The 14,210-nt window shown below is 71.0% G+C and carries 15 protein-coding genes and 1 pseudogene; 7 read left to right on the top strand and 9 right to left on the bottom strand.

Annotation, left to right across the window (positions count from 1 at the left end; translation table 11 throughout):
* Positions 1-70 precede the first annotated feature (70 nt).
* The gene (locus AB0383_RS04965) at positions 71-298 is read right to left on the bottom strand and encodes a hypothetical protein (protein WP_364185966.1); all 228 of its coding nucleotides are present in this window, start codon (positions 296-298) and stop codon (positions 71-73) included.
* Between the two features lie 201 nt (positions 299-499).
* Here AB0383_RS04965 and AB0383_RS04970 point away from each other — a divergent pair, with 201 nt between their 5' ends.
* Entirely contained in the window at positions 500-2,152 is a 1,653-nt protein-coding gene (locus AB0383_RS04970; protein ID WP_366185235.1) for an ABC transporter substrate-binding protein, read from the top strand.
* Here AB0383_RS04970 and AB0383_RS04975 read toward each other — a convergent pair.
* From AB0383_RS04975 to AB0383_RS04995, 5 genes are read right to left on the bottom strand one after another with little or no spacing between them, the layout of a single operon-like run.
* Positions 2,145-2,846: an SDR family oxidoreductase gene (locus AB0383_RS04975; RefSeq protein ID WP_366185237.1), complete on the bottom strand. Its 702-nt coding sequence runs from the start codon at positions 2,844-2,846 to the stop codon at positions 2,145-2,147. The genes AB0383_RS04970 and AB0383_RS04975 overlap by 8 nt on opposite strands.
* A gap of 3 nt (positions 2,847-2,849) precedes the next feature.
* Positions 2,850-3,683 carry a polysaccharide deacetylase gene (locus AB0383_RS04980; RefSeq protein ID WP_366185239.1) on the bottom strand — a complete coding sequence of 278 codons (834 nt, stop codon included), beginning with the start codon at positions 3,681-3,683 and terminating at the stop codon, positions 2,850-2,852.
* Positions 3,680-4,828 (bottom strand): C45 family peptidase, encoded by a 1,149-nt coding sequence (locus AB0383_RS04985; protein ID WP_366185241.1) that lies wholly within the window; start codon positions 4,826-4,828, stop codon positions 3,680-3,682. Before AB0383_RS04985 ends, AB0383_RS04980 begins: the two co-directional genes overlap by 4 nt.
* 8 nt (positions 4,829-4,836) lie before the next feature.
* Positions 4,837-6,138 carry an MFS transporter gene (locus AB0383_RS04990; RefSeq protein ID WP_364185973.1) on the bottom strand — a complete coding sequence of 434 codons (1,302 nt, stop codon included), beginning with the start codon at positions 6,136-6,138 and terminating at the stop codon, positions 4,837-4,839.
* Positions 6,139-6,157: 19 nt separating this feature from the next.
* Positions 6,158-6,877, bottom strand: a complete 720-nt coding sequence (locus AB0383_RS04995) for an SDR family oxidoreductase (protein ID WP_366185244.1) — start codon at positions 6,875-6,877, stop codon at positions 6,158-6,160.
* Between the two features lie 138 nt (positions 6,878-7,015).
* Between AB0383_RS04995 and AB0383_RS05000 the strand changes: the two genes are divergently transcribed.
* On the top strand, positions 7,016-7,636 hold the full coding sequence (locus AB0383_RS05000) for a hypothetical protein (RefSeq protein WP_366185246.1): 621 nt from the start codon (positions 7,016-7,018) through the stop codon (positions 7,634-7,636).
* A 9-nt stretch (positions 7,637-7,645) separates the two neighbouring features.
* The gene (locus tag AB0383_RS05005) at positions 7,646-8,428 is read left to right on the top strand and encodes a methyltransferase domain-containing protein (RefSeq protein WP_366185248.1); all 783 of its coding nucleotides are present in this window, start codon (positions 7,646-7,648) and stop codon (positions 8,426-8,428) included.
* 37 nt (positions 8,429-8,465) lie between these two features.
* Here AB0383_RS05005 and AB0383_RS05010 read toward each other — a convergent pair whose 3' ends face one another.
* Both AB0383_RS05010 and AB0383_RS05015 read right to left on the bottom strand, forming a co-directional pair.
* Complete coding sequence (locus tag AB0383_RS05010) at positions 8,466-9,044, bottom strand: hypothetical protein (RefSeq protein WP_366185250.1); 579 nt, start codon at positions 9,042-9,044, stop codon at positions 8,466-8,468.
* A gap of 54 nt (positions 9,045-9,098) precedes the next feature.
* Positions 9,099-9,704 (bottom strand): annotated as a pseudogene (locus AB0383_RS05015) (extracellular solute-binding protein); the annotation flags it as partial.
* 137 nt (positions 9,705-9,841) lie between these two features.
* Here AB0383_RS05015 and AB0383_RS05020 point away from each other — a divergent pair.
* The 4 genes from AB0383_RS05020 to AB0383_RS05035 all read left to right on the top strand — a co-directional run bounded on the left by AB0383_RS05020 (position 9,842) and on the right by AB0383_RS05035 (position 12,468).
* Positions 9,842-10,633, top strand: coding sequence for a serine protease (locus AB0383_RS05020; protein WP_364185982.1), 792 nt, complete (start codon positions 9,842-9,844; stop codon positions 10,631-10,633).
* Between the two features lie 102 nt (positions 10,634-10,735).
* Positions 10,736-11,077, top strand: coding sequence for a hypothetical protein (locus AB0383_RS05025; protein ID WP_364185983.1), 342 nt, complete (start codon positions 10,736-10,738; stop codon positions 11,075-11,077).
* Positions 11,078-11,079: 2 nt separating this feature from the next.
* On the top strand, positions 11,080-11,640 hold the full coding sequence (locus tag AB0383_RS05030) for a helix-turn-helix domain-containing protein (protein WP_364185985.1): 561 nt from the start codon (positions 11,080-11,082) through the stop codon (positions 11,638-11,640).
* 102 nt (positions 11,641-11,742) lie between these two features.
* A complete protein-coding gene (locus tag AB0383_RS05035; RefSeq protein WP_220239446.1) occupies positions 11,743-12,468 on the top strand; it encodes an alpha/beta fold hydrolase in 726 nt (241 codons plus the stop codon).
* Between the two features lie 4 nt (positions 12,469-12,472).
* Here AB0383_RS05035 and AB0383_RS05040 read toward each other — a convergent pair whose 3' ends face one another.
* Positions 12,473-13,681, bottom strand: a complete 1,209-nt coding sequence (locus AB0383_RS05040; protein WP_364185986.1) for a hypothetical protein — start codon at positions 13,679-13,681, stop codon at positions 12,473-12,475.
* Positions 13,682-14,210: the final 529 nt, after the last annotated feature.

Below are 14,210 nucleotides of genomic sequence, written 5' to 3' on the forward strand. Positions count from 1 at the left end.
TCACCCGCACGATGTCGACCATCGACAGGCGGCACCGAGCGGGGTGGCCACGAAGATTGCACGGTCCGGGTCAATAGCGCCGGCAGATGTCGTCGGACGGGGTGAGGCACCAGCCGTCGGGGGTGTGGGCGCGGTTGCAGGGGGTGTCGCCGAGGCACCAGCCGTCAGTGGTCACCGTGCACGGGCCGGGGCCGAGGCACCAACCAGACGGGACGGCCGCGGAGGCGGTGGCGGGGACGGCGAGGGCCACCAGGGCGAGCGAGCCGGCCAGCAAGCCGACAGTCAGGAATCTACGCATACCGCCGACTCTGCCCGATTCGGGCAGCCCACACCAGCGGTGACGGGAACGACTCGGCGCCGAAGTCCCGGCGTTCACGGCAGCCACCACCACATACGTCCGATTCGTCCGGAAGCATCCGACTCAGCCTCCGCGAACGGCAGCGCCGAAGTGTCCCACGTTTGCGATACTCCTCCTCTGCCCGGTGAAGGGAGACGGCTGGTGGTGACACGGGAGCATGAAATCACGGCGCGGCGGTGGCTGCAGCCGGAGGCCGGGACCGGAACGGGCAGTGACCAGGCGTTCTTCCGGAGGCGGCGCGACCTGGTCACCGTGGCCGAGCGGGCCGTGCGCTCGTTGCGCGGGCAGGTGGTCCAGTACCTCGACGTCGCGGACAACGTGGTGCGCCGGGTGACCGTGGACGTCACCGACGGCGACGAGCGGCTGGCGCGGCTGGACGTGGTCGATACCACCGCGCCGTTCGGGCTGACCGTGCGCGAACTGCAGGTGGCCACGGGCGTCGCCGGTGGGCTGGCGAACCAGGAGATCGCCAAGGCGCTCCAGTGCGCACGGCGGACCGTGGCGACGCACCTCGAGCACATCTTCACCAAGACCGGCACGAACTCCCGCGTCACCGTGGCGACGCTGCTGGCCGAGCACGACGCGTACGCGGCACCGTTGCCCGCGGTGGAGCTGGTGCTGCCGGCGACGCTGCTGTCCCTCCTGCGAACAAGCCTCCCGGCAAGACCACGCACCACCAAACCCCGCCCCGCGCTCATCGGCGCGGTCTACGCGGCGGGCGCCGGACCCGAGGTCGTGGCGATGCGCCGCGGCGACAAGCTGGCCGTCACCGAATTGAACGCGCGGGGCGGCATCGCGGGGCGGCAGGTGGAGCACGTCGCGCTCGGGGCGACGCCGGAAGGCCTGCTGGACGCCGTCGAGGAGCTGACGGCGCGCGGCGTGGACGCCGTCGTGTTCGGCAACTTTCCGCTGAGCTACGCGCGCAAAGCCATCGCGACGGCCGCCGCGGCCGGGGCTCCCGTGTTGCACAGCATGACCGGGCCCGCGTTGTCCGACGACGTGCACGCCGATCCGCGCGGCCTCGGCGCCGTGTTCCAGGTCTGCTCCACCGAATCCGCATACGTGCCAGGGCTTCTGCGCACGCTCCCCCACCTCGGCCACGGGCGGCGCCGCCGGCTGGCCGTGCTGCCGCGTGAAAGCACGTTCGACGTGTCGATCCCGGAGCAGGTCGAGCGCCACGCGGCCGCGGCAGGCTGGGAGCTGGTGTTCGCCGAGCCGGTGCCCGACCACACCCGCGATTTCAGCGCGGTCGTGCGACAGCTGGCACACGCGAAAGCCGACGCCGTCTCGTTGTCGAGCTTCCCGGAGCCGACGCTGCGTGCGTTCCTCACCGCCGCCGAACCCCTGCGGGACCGCACGCTGGTCCACGTCGCCTGGTCGCCCGCCTCCCCCGGCTTCACAGACCGGTTCCGCTCGCTGTCCGACGGGCTGCTGTGGTCGACGGTCATCGGCAACGTCGACAGCCCCGCCTGCCACGCTTTCGAACAGCGCTACCGCGCGGCCTACGGCGGCGAACCCGGCCTGGGCGCCGCGGCGGTGCACTTCGACATGGTCAACGTGCTGGCCCAGGTGTGGAGCCAGGTCAGCCGGCCGTGGGACTTCGCCGCGGTGCGGCGGCAGCTGCGGTCGGTGGCGTCGTTCGGCGTCACCGGCGCGCACCAGTTCCTCGGCCGCGGCCAGCGCGGCCTCAGCTACCCCGACGACACCGGCGACCCGACCCGCGGCCACCCCCACCTCGTCTACCGCATCGAAGGCGGCACCCACCGCCGCCTGGCTCCTTCGTGGCTCAGCTGAGCCACGAAGGAGCGGTCACCGACCCGATGCCGTCCCCGCCGTCCACGGGCACCGAACGCCCGTTGACCCACGACGCGTCCTCGCCCAGCAGCCACGCGACGGCCGCCGCGATCTCGCCGGGACGGCCCAGCCGCCCGCTCACACTGGCCGCCTCGACGCCCTCGACGTAGGAGCGCGGCACGGGATTCACCCGCGAGCCGACGTCGATGAACCCGGGCGCGACGGCGTTGCAGCGGATGCCGTCGCGCCCGTGTTCCAGCGCGAAAGCCCGCACCAGCGCGTCCAAAGCGGCCTTCGACGCGGCGTACACGGCGGTGCCCGGCCGCGCCCGCGTCGCCGCGCCACTGCTGACGAACACCATCGCCCCGGGGCGGCCCGCGGCCACGCAGCCCCGCACGAACTGGGCACCCGCCGCGAACGCCGAGCGCGCGTTCACCGTCAGTACCCGGTCGAACAGCTCCTCGTCGCCGTTCGACACGGGCGCGGCCGGATACAGCCCCGCCGCGTGCACGAGCGCGTCGAACCCGCCGTGCGACTCCTGCAGCCGCGCTACCGCCGAAGCGACATCCGGCCGCGCGAGATCCAGCTCAGGCAGGTCCGCACCGACGACCGTCCACCCGTCCGTGGTCAGCCTCGAGCCGATGGCCCGGCCGAGCCCACCGCGAGAACCCAGCAGTAGCACCGATTTCGGCACGGGTCACCGTCCTTCGAGGACCGGCCGGAACCGCCGTGCGACGTCCACGCAGCGCTCGAACCCCACGCCGAACTCCCGGCAGCCGACGACGAACCGCTCCAGCGCCGCCATCCGCGCACCACGCCCGACGACCTGCGGGTGCAGCGTCACCGTGGTCACGCCACCGGGCACGGTCTCCGTCATGTAGCGCACGTCTCGCAGGAACCGCTCGAACATCGCGTCGGCGTCCTGCAGCCCCGGCATCACACCCTGCGGCAGACGCAGGTACTCCAGGTGCGGGTAGTCGTCGAGCGTCCACGACACGGGCAGCTCGACGAGGGAAGTAGCGGCCCCGAACCGATAGGGACCGCCGGGGTCGCAGACGTCCCCCGAGCGCGCGAAGTACGGTTCGAAATCCGTGCCCATCAAGGAAGAGTCGTACTCCACGCCGAGCTCACCGAGGATCTCGATCGTGTTGTCGGTGAAGTCCCAGCTCGGCGTCCGGTGCCCGGCGGGCGGCGCGCCCGTGAGCTTCTCGATCAACGCCGCCGAGCGCCGGTTCACGGCCAGCTCGGCCGCACGATCCAAAGTGGACACCGGTTCGTGCGCGTAGCCGTGCAACGCGATCTCATGCCCCGCCTCGGCGATCGCCGCGCACTGCGCCGGATACGTCTCCAGAGTATGCCCGGGAATGAAGAACGTCGACGGCACCGAGTGGCGGTGCAGCAGATCCAGGATGCGGCCGATCGCGTACGCGCCGAACTCCCCGCGCGACACCGGCCCGGGCGTCACCTGACCGCGCGCGATCCACAGGGAGATGGCATCGAAGTCGAACGTCAAGCAGACGGTCGGGCTCATGCGACGACGGCCTCCTCGGGCTCGAACTCGGTGCGGACAGGGAGATCGGCAGGGTTCCCGTCGAAGAGCCGGTCGAGGTCCCAGCGGGTGTAGGCGTGCCGGCTCGGCGGGCCGGGCGCGATCCACAGCACGCGATCGGTCAGGTCCATGACCAGCGAGTACACCGTGCAGAACTTCTCGGACGCGGGCACGTCCGGGTCGGGGTGGCGGCAGATGCCGTCCGGGAACGACCACTCGTCGCGCAGCGTCGCCACGACGTCGGCCACCCGCACGCGCCGCTCGGCCAGCGCGGGCTCCAGCAGGTGGCGGGCCCGGGCCGGGCGCAGCTGGGTCAACGCGCTCGTGGCGGCTTTCTTGTCCTGCAACGGAAGGCTCGCCTGGAAGTGGTTGGAGTGCGTGATCAACCCTTGCTCAGGCAGGAGGGTGCCGAAGACGCCGGGCGCGAGCTCGAAATCGATGGACTCGCCGCCCGCGTCGGCGAGCAGCACGTTGCCCGAGGAAATGCGCTCGACGGGCAGCAACCGTTTGTGCGCCACGGACATCGTCGGCGACTGCAGCACCCCGCGCAGCAGGTAGTGGTACGGCACGCCACGCCCGCCGTGGTCGAGGTCGGAGATCAGCAGGTTCGCGCACACGCCCAGGCCCGCCGAGTTGAGCCCGCTCTTGGCGAACATGCCCGCCTCGGTCAGCGACAGCACCGAGAACCCGGACTCGTCGCGCGTGGCCAGCAGGAACGTGACCTCGGCCTGCTCCGGGTGCCAGTCCCAGTTCTGCGCGAGCAGCGTGTGGCCGTCGGCGGTGTAGCGCGGGAGCACGGACACCGACGTGCAGCCTTCGTCGCGGTAGCCGGTGCCGTAGAGCATTTCGGTGCGCGCGTTGAGGGCAGCCAGGCGGTGCGCCGGGTGGCCAGAACCGTCGGCCATGCCGTGGAGCATCGCGGCGATCTCGGGGACGTAGGACTCGGCGACGTCGAGATAGATCCGGCCCCAGCGGTCGATGTCGGCGTCCGACAGGCCGGCGTCGTCGTGGAAGCGGCCGAGGTAGGTGGCGAGGCTGCGTTCGATGAGCTCGGCGGTCTGCGCGCCGAGCTGCTCGCCCATCTGGCGGTAGCTGCCCTGCACGACGATCAGGCGCGGGGTGGTCATGGCGGTGCTCATTTCAGCTCGGTCCGGTAGGTCTCGGGCATCCGGCAGACGGCCACGAAGGTGATGATCGCCGCGGCGGTCGGCAGCGCGGCCACCACGAGGGCGTCCCCCGTGGCGTCGATCAGCGCCGTGGCGATGAAGCCGGCGGTGCCGCCGAAGGCCATGACGGAGAAGTTGTAGCCGATGCCCAGCGCCGAGTAGCGGACGTTGGTGGGGAACAGCTCGGCCAGCGCCGCGGGCCCGGGCCCGGAGAACGCGGCGAGGACGAGCGCGATGAGGATCTGGCCGAGGTAGGCGCCGGCCGTGCTGCCGGTCTGGAACAGCCACATCACCGGGAACGTCAGCACGATGAACCCGCCCGACCCGATGAGCAGCAACGGTTTGCGCCCGATCCGGTCGGACAGCACACCGAAGAAATAGATGGCGACGGTCAGCACCACGAGCGCGACGAGGTTCGACGCCTCGACCGTGCCGGAGTCGAGCTTCACCTGCGTTTTCAGGTGCGTCGGCAGGTAGGTGAGGAAGAAGAAGTAGGCGACGGTCCAGCTCACGGTGAAGAAGAACCCCAGCGCCATGGCGGACTTCTGCGTGCGCAAGGCCAGCCGCAGCGGGCTCGCGCTCACCTCCCCCGCGGCCTTCTCCGCGCGGTAGAGCGGCGTGTCTTCGAGGCCGAAGCGCAGCACGAGCGCCACGACGGCCGTCAGCGCGCCGACCAGGAACGGGATGCGCCAGCCGAAGTCCTTCATGCTCTGCTCGGTCCAGAACAGCGAGTTGAGCGCGACGACCCCGGCGGCCACGAGGAACCCGGCGGCGGTGCTGACCTGGTTGAGGCTGCCGTAGCGGCCGCGGGCCTTCGGCGGGGCGTACTCGACGAGCATCGTCGCCGACCCCGCCCACTCGCCCGCCACCGCGAAGCCCTGGAACAGCCGCAGGACCACCAGCAGGATCGGGGCGGCGAGGCCGATCGTCGCGTAGCCGGGCAGCAGGCCGACCAGCACGGTCGCGGCGCCCATGAGGATCACGCTCAGGATCAGCGCGGGCCGGCGGCCGACCTTGTCGCCGATGTGGCCGAACACCACCGTGCCCACCGGGCGGGCCAGGAAGCCGACCGCGAACACAGCGAACGTCGAGAGCAGCGACGAGAACGAGTCGCCGGCGAAGAACTGCGCGGACAGGTAGACGGCCGAGTACGCGTAGACGAGGTTGTCGTACTGCTCCAGAAGATTGCCGATGCTGCTCGAGACGACGGCCCTCAGCTGGAGTCTCGGGGCGTCCGCCTCGGTGGCGGCGTGCGCGGGGTGCACGGTCATGGTTCCTCCTCGGGAAGGGTCAGGACGCCGCCAGGTACCCGCCGTCGACGGGCACCAGCGCGCCCGTGACGAACGAGGACTCCGGGCCGGCGAGGAAGGCGAGCACGTCGGCGAGCTCGCCGATCTCACCCGCACGCGCCATCGGGGCACCGTCGACGCGGGCGCGCAACGCGTCGGGCGGCAGGTGTTCGAGCAGCGCCGTGCGGAACACCCCGGGCAGCACCGCGTTCACGCGGATCCCCCGCGGCGCGAGCTCCACGGCGGCGATCTTGGTCAGCTGGTGCACCGCCGCCTTGCTCATCTGGTAGGCCACGGACGACGGCACGGTCCCCTCGCCCCCGGGCGGCGTGGTGACGCCGTAGATGGAGCCCACGTTCACGACCGCGCCCCGGGTGGCGGCGAGGTCGTCGGCGAAGGTCTTGATGCCGCGCCACGGGCCGAACGCGTTCACGGCCAGCACGCGGGCGAAGTCGTCGTCGGAGGTGGAGAGCAAGTCGTCGCGCGCGCTGACGCCCGCGTTGTTCACCAGCACGCCGACCGTCCCGAAGTGCTCGTGCACGTGGTCGCGCAGCCGCTCCCACGACACCGGGTCGGTCACGTCGAGGTGCACCCGGTCCTTGTCGGCGCCGTCGAACCGCAGGTCAGCGCCGACGACGGTCGCCCCCATGCGGGCCAAGCGGTCCGCGAAGCCGGCCCCGAGCCCTCCGGCCGCACCGGTCACCACCGCCAGCGTGTCCACTGCCTCTCCTCCCGATCGACGACGGTGCCGGGGAAGGTAGGCGGGCGGGCCCGGCTCGGCATCGGTCGTTCGACCGATGTGCGGCGCCGCGGGAGTTGACTCGGCTGCGAAGATCGCAGCGACCACTGGGGGGCCGGGATGTGGGATCTGCTGCACGCGTGGCGCGAATGGTTCGCCGGCCACGACACGGCGCAGCTGCGCGTGTTCGGCATCGCCGTGCTGTGGTGGGGGCGGATCGGGAAGACGCTGGAGTTCGTCGGCGGGCTGACGGTGGTCATCGACCTGCTGGGACGGCAGCGGATGGAGACCTTCCACGCTTCCTTGCGCCGCCGACGTCGGCGGCTCGGCCGTTGGATACCGCGGTGGGTGCGGACCGTGCTGCGCCGGCCGGCGCCCGAGCCGCCGCCGGTGGAGCAGCCCCGCCCGGACGCCCACGAAAAGGGGCTGCGCGTCGCCTGGTTCCTCGGCACGGCGGTGCTTGCCTTGCTGCTCTTCACGGTCGAGCGCTTCGGGCAGGCGCCCACCGACGACCTGATGCCGTTGCCCATCTTGGTGATGTTCGTCGCGCTCATCGCCCCCACGATCGGCGGCTTCGTGCTGGGTGGCGGCGGGTACGTGCTGGGCCTGCTGCTGGTCGAGGCCTTCGTGGTGACGACGCTGGGCCAGCTCAAGACCCGCGAAGGTCTCGAATCGCGGCTGAAATGGATCGGCCTGGTCATCTTCGTCTTCGGGTTCTCGCTGGACCTGCTCTCGTCGTAGGGTCGGGCCATGGCGATGCTGCGGTTCGACGACGAAGGCGCGAAGCTCACCGAGCGGCTTTACGCGAGCCCCGACGTCGTGGCGCAGCGGGACACGGTGCTGGCGCGGCTGGCGCCGCGGCCGGGCGAGCGGGTGCTGGACGTCGGGTCGGGGCCGGGGTACCTGCTGGAGTCCATCGCACGGGCCGTGGGCGCGTCAGGCGCCGCGCACGGGCTGGACCCGAGTGACGCGATGAACGAGCTCGCCACCGCGCGCACGTGTGAGCTGCCCTGGGTGCGCCTCGACGAGGGCGAAGCGACCGCGCTGCCCTACCCGGACGATGCGTTCGACGCGGCTGTGTCCACGCAGGTCTACGAGTACGTGCCCGACGTGCCCGGCGCGTTGGCGGAGCTGCGCCGAGTGCTTCGCCCCGGTGGGCGCGTGCTGATCCTCGACACCGACGCCGACGCGCTCGTCTGGCACACCGCCGACCGCGCCCGCCACCGCCGGATTCTCGACGCCTGGGACGAGCACCTCGCGCACCCCCGGCTGCCACGCATCCTGCCAGCGCTGCTGCGGCGCGCGGGCTTCCGCGTGACCGGGCACCACGTGCACCCGATCCTGAACCCGGAGCTGACGCCCGATTCGTTCAGCGCGACGCAGATGCACATCATCGCCGAGTTCGTGCCCGGCCGCGGCGGCGTCACCGACGCCGACGCCGAGGCGTGGCTCGCCGACCTGCGAGAGCGCGCCGATCGAGGCGAGTACTTCTACTGCCTCAACCGGTACCTCTTCACCGCCGAAGCGCAGTGACCGGCGCGGTTCCCGCGGGCGGCCGCGAGCCGGGTGCTCACGCGCCGAAGATCAGGGCCACGATCCAAACCAGAGCGAAGACAACGAGTCCGGCGACCGCCAGGAGCCCGACGTACACCCACGCCACGGCCATGACGACGCTCAGGTGCAGGACGCCGAACGCGCCCAGTGCCGCGAGCACGGCCAGCCCCGTCGCCGCGACGACGGTGAGGGCGATCGGCACCACCGGCACCGGGTTCAGCGGCACGATCGAGAGCAGCTCCGCCGGAACCCGCGCGGTGCGCTCCAGCGCGATCATCCCCGCCAGTACCACGCCGGCCACCAGCGCCGCAGCGAGCAGCAGGAGGAACGCCCCCGTCGCGGCGGACGGCCCGTCCGGCGCCTCGGAGACGATCTCGAGCGCGCCCCACAGGGCCGCGACCATGCCCGCCACCCCGGCGAAGCCCACGAACAGGCTGCTCGATTCGAAGCCACGGGAACCCCACCGGCAGGCCGCCCGGTAGCACACCGTGCTCACCACGAACCCGAGCACGGTGGCGGCGCTGCCCGCCACCAGCAGCCACCCCTGAGGGCTGCCGACGACCCCCGCCTGTGCCACCGCCGGAATCCGCCCCATTTTCCCAAATTACGGGGCCCGTGCCGGGCAGGACAAGCCGGTTCCGGGCGCGGCTCAGCTCGCGATCTCCTGCTGCCACCGCGTGATCCAGGCGGAGAGGTTCTGGGAGATCGCTTCGCTGTCGAGCTGGATCAGCGCCGAGATCTCCTGCTGTCCGTAAGGCACGTAGTTCGCGCTGAGGAACGGCTGGGGCAGCGTGACCTTGCTGTTGGTGGGGCCTTCCGCGATCGCCTGCACGAACTTGCCGTTGACGGCCGAGGAGATCTGGAAATCCAGGTATGCGTGAGCGTCCTTCGCACGGCTGGTGGCCGCGGGCAGGCACATCGCGGACAGGATCGCGGTGGCGCCCTCCTGAGGCCGGACGAAGGCAACGGGCGCGCCGCTGGATTTCAGGGCACTCGTGCGGTCGGCGTACCAGACGCCGATGTCGGCCTCGCCGCTCGTGAGGAGCTTGCTCATCTCGTCCGGAGTGCTGTAGATGGCCGCGAGACTCGGTTTCAGGGACGCGATCGCGGCGAAACCGGGGTCGATCGCGGTCTCGCTGCCACCGTTGAGCCGCGCGGCCATGGCGAGGAAGTGGTAGCCGGCGGTGCCGCTGACATTCGAGATCGCGACCTTGCCGCGATACTTCGGGTCCCACAGGTCTTTCCACGACTTCGGCGGCGTTTTCGTGAGTCAGACAAAAACCAACCATCTGTGCGAATTTTCAGGTCACGACTTTCGTAGCTAACCCACGCCCGGCGCCGTCTGGTCTTCTCAGGGTCGAGATCCTGCAGGTCCCCGAAGGGAGAAGGCGAATGAGGGCAGACGTGAGGCGCGTGGTGGCCGCGCTGGCCGGCGTGGTGGCGGCGGGCGTGGTGGCCGCGGCGGGGGCGCCCGCGGCGTCCGCCGGGCAGGAGCCGCTGATCGTGGGCGGGACGCCCACCACGATCGACGAGTTCCCCGCCACGGTGATCTTCAACGTGGACGGCGCGCAGCACTGCGCGGGCAGCCTGGTGGCACCGAACAAGGTGCTGACGGCCGCGCACTGCACCGACGGCGTGAAACCCTCGCAGATGGAGATCATCGGCGGGCAGACCGACTTCTCCGACACCACCGGCGAAAAGGCCGGCGTCACGGACGTCTGGCAGAACCCCGACTTCACCATGCAGGGCATGCAGCACGACAACTCCGTGCTGACGCTGGACAAGGATCTCTCCTTCAAGCCCGCCACGCTGGTGCAGTCGGCTGACGACCCGGCCTACCAGACCGGTGCGGACGTCACGGTGGTCGGCTGGGGCACCACGTCGGAGAACGGCGACGTCTCGGACGGGCTGCTGAAGGTCAACGTGCCGGTGGCCGACAACGCCACGTGCGCTGCGGCCTACGAGAAGATCGGCGACAACTTCGACAAGGCGTCGATGTTCTGCGCGGGCGTGCCGGAAGGCGGCAAGGACTCGTGTCAGGGCGACTCGGGCGGCCCGGCCTACGTCGACGGCAAGCTGGCCGGCATCGTGTCCTGGGGCCAGGGCTGCGCGCGCGAAGGGTTCCCCGGCGTGTACACCAACGTGGGCAACGACTACCAGGTCATCAGCTCCCACATCGGCTGACCACCGCCCCGCCGGCGGGCTGCGAACGAGCCCGCCCGCGGGGTAGCGTGTGCCACCACCCGACCGGCCCCACCGACGCGGCGGCCGGGCGGAGGAGGCGTGATGGAGGGCATGACCGTCCGGCTGGACACCCGCGACGTCGACCTGGCCCGCGCCCAGGTGGCCGGCTCTTACTGCCCCCACGACCTCACCCCGTGCGGCCCGGCGTTCCACGCCCGCCACGCCGAAGCGTCCGGCGACGAGCTCGGCGTCTTCTCCCTGTCCTACGGCGGCGATCGCGTGCAGGTCGATCCCGTGCCGTTCGGTGACTTCGTGCTCTTCTCCCGTCCGCTCGCCGGCGAGCTCACCGTCGGCGACGACACCCGCGTCGCCGCCGGGCAGACCGTCGCTCTCGACGCGCGGTCCGCGCACGCCCTCACGTTCGGCCCCGGCTGCCGCTCCTGACCGTGAAGCTCCCCGGCAAGCTGCTCGCCCGCGCGGCGGCCGTGTCCGGCCGGGCCGCCGACATCCGCACCGGCCCTGCGCTCGACCCCGCTCCGTGGGACGCGGTCACCCGGTTCGTCGTCCGCGAGGTGCTCCCCCACGGTCTGCTGAAAGCACCGTTCGGCACGTCGGTGGCGCAGCTCGTCGCCGTCGCGGCGCTCGACTCGTTCGGCGGCTCCGCCCCCACCCGCCGGCACAGCAACGCGGCCGAGGTGGTCCGCCGGGCCTGCGAGTACATCGACGCCCACGCCGGCGCCGCCGTCGGCCTGCTCGACATCGCCGCCGCGGTCGACGTCGCCCCACGCACCCTGCAGGACCACTTCCGCGAACAGCTCGGCACGTCCCCGACGGCCCGGCTGCGGCAGGTCCGCCTCGAACGCGTGCACGCCGGTCTCCTGGCCGGCGCCGGAAAGTCCGTGACCGAAGTCGCGACGCGCTGGGGCTTCGGCAACCTCGGGCGCTTCGCCGCCGACTACCGCCGGACTTTCGGCACCACCCCGTCCGACGATCTGCGCCGGGCCTGAGCGCCGCGCGTTCCGGCCGAACCGCGGATTCCGGACAGCCGCGGCCAGGCGCCCGGATTACCTTCCCCGCCAGCGCACCACCGCCTGCGAAGGGAAGACGCCATGGCCACTCTCGTCCTCGTCCACGGATCCTGGCACGACGGTCCGCTCTGGGAACCCGTCGCGAAGCACCTGCGCGACCGCGGCCACGAAGTGCACACTCCGACGGTCGCGGGCCACGGCAACGGCGTGCCCAAGAACGTCGACCACAACGATTGCACGCAGTCGATCGTCGACGCCATCACCGCCGCCGACCTGCACGACGTGGTCCTGCTCGGCCACAGCTTCGGCGGCACCGTGATCGCCCGCGTCGCCGAGGAGATCCCCGAGCGGCTCAAGCGGCTGATCTTCTGGAACGCCTTCGTCCCGGCGCCGGGCAACAGCCTCAACGACGAGCTCCCGCCCCACTACCGCGAGATGTTCGCCCAGACCGCCGCCGCGAGCGACGACAACTCGGTCGCCATGCCGTTCCCCCTGTGGCGCGAGGCGTTCATCCAGGACGCCGACGCCGAGCTGGCCGCGTCGACGCACAAGGAGCTGTCCACCGAGCCGTACCAGCCGTTCCTGGACAAGCTCGACCTCACGCGCTTCTACGCAAGCGACATTCCCAAGAGCTACATCAACGCCACCGAGGACACCGCACTGCCGCCGGGCGAATGGGGCTGGCACCCGCGGATGTCGGGCCGGCTCGGGCTGTACCGCCTCGTGCAGCTGCGCGGCAGCCACGAGGTCATGTTCACCGCACCGGACCGGCTCGCCACCGCGATCGAGGAAGCCGCCCGCGACTGACAGGTCAGGCGCCGTACGTCGCCTGAGTCACCGCGAACACGTTGCGGTTGCCCGCGCCTTCCTGCAACGTCCACAGTAGATCCGCGTTCGTCGCGTCTTCCCAGTACGACAGGCTTTCGCCGCTGGAGATCCACGTGTGCGTCGCCGGGCCGGTCGCCGGGGTCCAGTAGTAGAGCTTCTTCTGGCCCGAGGAGTTGAACCACCAGCGGCTGTTGTGCGAGGCGACGCCGTTGAGGTTGTACCAGGGCAGCTGCAGGGCCTCGCTCGCCGTGGTCGTGGCGGCGAACGTCGTCGCGCCCGCGGCGAACGGGAACCGGATCGCGCGCGGGGCGCGGTTCGGGTACGCGGTGCACCCGGACTGGCAGGTGTACTCCGCCATCACGATCGACTTGCTCACGCGGTCGAGCGAGATCGACGACCACGCGAGGTTGGTGCCCGAAGTGGTCTTCGAGGTGATCGTGCCGACCTGCGGCAGCACGTAGGCGTAGTTGTGGGCGTAGTACACACTGCCGGTCTGGTGGCCGATCTGCCCGGCCGTGCCGCCGGTGTCGGTCTTGAGGATCTTGCGCAGGTCGAACACGCGCATGCCGTGCCCGGTGTCGGCGACGTAGAGATAGTCGCCGTACCAGGACACCCCGCCGGCGTGGATCGGGATGTCCTTGAAGTCCGGCGCGGCCGCGGTGCCGGTCGGCTCGACGAGGAGGATCTTGCGGTACTTGTTCGGGTACGTCGCGTCCCAGTCGACGAGCGTGATGCGGCTGCGCGCCTGATCGCCGTCGCAGCCGTCCTTGGTGTACCAGCTCACGAGCACGAGCTGGTGGCCGTCGTAGTTGCCGCTGTTCGCGGTGCCGACGGCGTCGCGGCTGGTGGTGATGCCCTGCGGGTAGTTGGCGCAGTCGGAGTTGTCCGCGCTGTCGAAGCGGAACCCGTCGGACAGCCCGGCGACCGACACCGACGACGGAAGCGCCGTGCGGTCGTGGTTCGCGTTGTCCATCACCGTGTGCACGGCGGCGGTGCCCAAGGTCGAGACCAGCGCGGTGTTCACGGTGTCGAACTGGTGGTAATCCGCGCTCAGGGTGTACTGACTCGTGGGCAGATTCGTGGGCGCCGTCGCCGCGAACGCCTGCGGCGACGCCACCACCGCTCCCCCGACGAGCACCGCGGCGGCGACAACCGCCCGCGAAGCAACCAGAACACGACGACGCACCGACATGAGACCCCCCAGGACTCGAAGCTACGTTCGCGGCCACGCTAGGCCTGGGTGGCGGGGTTCCGCAATACCCCTAATGCCGCGCTTGGGTTCACAGCGAGTCAGGGGTACACCCGCCGGTCGCCGACTGTCCACTCAGTACTCATCTGCCGGCTGCCTCAGCGCGCCGACACCGCGGCCGCGTATTCGGCGGCTGTGACACTGTTGCGCGTCGGCGCAGCCGCCACCACCGTGGTGGCCGTGGCACGCTCCGGCTGCCTGCCGCGCCGCGATCCCGACAACCGGTTTTCACCGGTGGTGAAGCCGTTTGTTCACAGCAGAGCCACTTCGACGCTCGTATCCGCAGCAGGCCCGACACCCCGCACCGATTCTCGCCGCGCGGGTCACGGCTCATCCGTCGGCCGCATCAACGCGAACAAACCCCGCCGACCCGACAACAGATCCTCCGCCGCAACCAACCGTCGTACCCGGCAAAGCTGCTCCCACACTCGTAGCCGCGGCGGACCCGCATCACCCGGCACCGACTCCCGCC

It is taken from the genome of Amycolatopsis sp. NPDC051373 (assembly GCF_040689465.1).
Taxonomy (GTDB): Bacteria; Actinomycetota; Actinomycetes; order Mycobacteriales; family Pseudonocardiaceae; genus Amycolatopsis.